General features: G+C 37.0%; 2 protein-coding genes and 1 pseudogene. 2 read left to right on the plus strand and 1 reads right to left on the minus strand.

Features of this window, described 5'->3' with window-relative positions; translation table 11 throughout:
* Positions 1 to 503: 503 nt before the first annotated feature.
* Positions 504 to 1,403, minus strand: a pseudogene (locus KO527_RS24695) (IS110 family transposase); the annotation flags it as partial.
* A 485-nt stretch (positions 1,404 to 1,888) separates the two neighbouring features.
* Here KO527_RS24695 and KO527_RS24700 point away from each other — a divergent pair.
* Both KO527_RS24700 and KO527_RS24705 read left to right on the plus strand, forming a co-directional pair.
* On the plus strand, positions 1,889 to 2,494 hold the full coding sequence (locus KO527_RS24700; protein WP_252734106.1) for a transposase: 606 nt from the start codon (positions 1,889 to 1,891) through the stop codon (positions 2,492 to 2,494).
* 98 nt (positions 2,495 to 2,592) lie between these two features.
* A complete protein-coding gene (locus KO527_RS24705) occupies positions 2,593 to 3,192 on the plus strand; it encodes an acyltransferase (RefSeq protein WP_252734107.1) in 600 nt (199 codons plus the stop codon).
* Positions 3,193 to 3,457 lie beyond the last annotated feature (265 nt).

The raw sequence follows: 3,457 nt of genomic DNA on the forward strand, positions 1-3,457 counted from the left end.
TCAATAGGCAATAGTTTTCTTTTTGACCGTTTTTTGCAGTGACGGTCAAATGTAAATCAATTAAAAAAATCTTTTACTTCGTCTGTCATGTGGCTATTAAGCATCGCTTACAGCAAACACATATAGAGGCTCTCTTATTGCGATCTCATCGCTGCCTGCTTTAGTTCATATCCTTATAACATAGCAAGGGCACTACGACTAAATGGATTTAGGAGGTAGAATGAAGCAGGATGCCAGAATCGAGACATTCATCGGTTTACCTGATCAAGGCGCTATTCAAGCATGTTGGTTGCATAATGTGCACCAGTTAGTTTCAGGCTCAAGTCAGGTGTAAGCGACTTTGCTTATTGTATTAATGCACGCGTACTGAGTGTCTAATCAAGCCAAGAGGCTTAGGTATTTAGGCATATAATCAGGCTAAAGCTTAATGGCTATTAACTCACCCAATTGATTGATGCTCAACCTTATATCCAGTTAGACGTTCAGCTCACTCAGTACCGTGACTAACGCTTTAAGAATCGGGTTTCATCGAATACAGTCTCTTTTTTAAGCATATAATAAATGCAACGACCGAGCTTATGCGCCAGCGCTGAAAGTGCTTTTGCTTTGCTCATTCTTTTTTGTAATTTTTCAAGGTATTGAGTGGCATTATGGTTATGGCGTAATAACAATACAGCAGCTTCAGAGAAAGCCCATTTCAAATGGGCATTCCCTATTTTATTGCCCTGAGTACCGTAAGTTTTACCAGCGGATTGTGCTTTGCATTTAACTAATCGAGCATAAGATGCAAAGTTTTGTACTGTTTCAAAGCGTTTAATATCGCCAATTTCATAAAGAATTGTTAATGCTAGAATTCTACCTATGCCATTAATGGTTTGCAAGATATTTAGATGAACGGGGTTATGTTGCTTGGCCATCTGTTCAATATAATGCTCTAAAGGCTTGAGCTCTTTTTGATAGCAGTCAAGTATGCCCATATCGAGATTAATAGAGCGTTGTACAACTGGGTCGGGAAAGTAATAGCGCATTTTTTCTCTATCACATACATTTTTTAAATTTACATTGTGGGCAGGTAGATTGTACTGGCTGGCGGTATTTGCCACATGGGCTTTTAAATCAGCACCATGACGAACGATTTTGGTTCTGCGACGTAATAAGTCGCGTGTAGCACGCATTTCTTTGTCGTAGACATAAGCGAGTGGAAAGTTACCGCCTCGAATAAGTTTAGCGATTTTAAATGAATCTATTTTATCGTTTTTAGCTTTGCCACCATGAATGGCTTTCATATAAAGGGCATGACCAAGAATAAAATCGATATTATGCGCTTTACAAAAATCGGCAACCCAATACCAGCAATGCATACATTCAACACCTACCACAATGTCACCGATATAGGGCTGTAACGTATTGCGTATAAACGCGATACTTTGGAGGAGGCTCAATGATTATCAAGCCGCTAAAATAAGATTCATCAAGCGGTCATGCCATTTGCGGAGCAAATCGCCCGCCCGCATTGGTTCACTTTTTAGCGGGGCGTTGAGGCTGTAGAATTTATAAAAAAGACACTTTTAAGTGTCTTTTTTAGTTTTTACATTTTTGTTTTTTCTTAAGCTTGATACCAGATCTTTGATGTGATCTAATAGATATTATTGAACTATTGAACTATTGAACTATTGAACTATTGAACTATTGAACTATTGAACTATTGAACTATTGAACTATTGAACTATTGAACTATTGAACTATTGAACTATTGAACTATTGAACTATTGAACTATTGAACTACTGAACATCAGAATGGCACTTATATAGTAAAAAGGTAAACCAAATTTATCTTGTCAAAATAAGTTCATACCTATCGACTTTTCCCGCCAAAATAGAAGATTACTTGGCAACAAATAAAGAAAAATTAAGCAGTAAAGGCAAGCCAAGATTATTTACCAGTAAAGACTTTCATTATGATAAAAGTACAAAAAGTTGTCGTTGTCCAGCAGGGAATGAAATGTGGTGTAGTTGTACAAATTTAAAAAGTGACGAACAGGTCTACACAAGGTTTGCAGGTTACCTAAAAGATTGTAAGGTTTGTCCATTGCAGAGCCAGTGCATGCGAAAAGCACCGATAAAAACAGTTAGACAAGTGCAGTTTTTAAATGACAGAGAATTAAAAACGCCATCATATAAAGATAAAATGCGAATTAAGATAGATAGCCTAATAGGAAGACGACAATACGGTAAAAGATTGGGCGCTATAGAACCGGTATTTGGCAATATCACAGTGAATAAAGGCATGAATAAATTCACCTTGCGAGGACAAGAAAAAGTGAATGCGCAGTGGCAAATGTATTGTTTAGTTCATAACATAGAAAAACTCTGCATTAAACCCACGAAAACACACCATATATCATTTGAATACGGCCTTTTTACTTATAAACCCCTCATTATTTACGATCTAGTGATAAAAAATAAAAATCAGCAAAAACGTAAACGTTTTTGATTGTTAAAACAATTTAATGTCAGTAAAGTGTTCCGATTATAAAATATTAATTTAAAACGAGTAATTCTACAGGCTCGTTAGGCGCTAAAGAAACATTAATGTCAGGAGATAAAATGAATCCTTTTAACCCAGGGTATTACACAGATAAGGACTTAAAAAATGCAGGATTTAAGTCTATAGGAAAGAATGTACAGATAGGAAGGAATTGCACAATAATTGGCCTTGAAAATATTGAAATTGGAGACAATGTACGCATTGATGGTTATTGCACAATAATAGCCGCTGGAAGTGGCTGGTTGAAAATTGGTTCATATATTCATATAGGGAGTTATTGTCTATTATCCGCGGGTGACGGTATTCAGCTACATGACTTCAGTGGGTTATCTCAAGGTGTATGTATTTATAGTAGGACTGACGATTATAGTGGAAAATATTTAACGAACCCTACAGTGCCGGCTGCTTTTACAGGAGTAAGTGAAGGAACGGTAACACTTGGTAGACATGTCATTGTTGGCTCTGGTTCAGTAATACTCCCTAATGTTACAGTAGGTGAAGGGTCATCCATAGGGGCCCAATCTCTTGTAACCAAAAACCTTGAAGAGTGGGGGGTGTTTTTTGGAACCCCTGTTAAACGATTAAAACGTAGATCACAAAAATTATTGGAACTTGAAAAAAATCTACTATCAAAAAGCGCTTAATACATATGAGCCTTAACTCTGTCAATAGGCAATAGGCAATAGTATTCTTTTAGACCGTTTTTTATTACAGTGACGGTCAACTTTAAATCAATAAACAAACCCGTTTACTTCGTATGTCGATGCGGCTGTTAAGCAAGTAGCTTACGGCAAACACATATAGAGGCTCTCTTATTGCGATCTCATCGCTGCCTGCTTTAGTTCATATCCTTATAACATAGCAAGGGGCACTAGACATTCATCGGTTTACCTGATCAAGGCGCTATTC

Origin of the sequence: Pseudoalteromonas sp. C2R02 (assembly GCF_018860845.1) — a bacterium.
Classification (GTDB): Bacteria; Pseudomonadota; Gammaproteobacteria; order Enterobacterales; family Alteromonadaceae; genus Pseudoalteromonas.

Coding starts and splice junctions, on each gene's coding strand:
- KO527_RS24705 (WP_252734107.1), top strand. CDS start 2,593: ATGTCAGGAGATAAAATGAATCCTTTTAACCCAGGGTATTACACAGAT.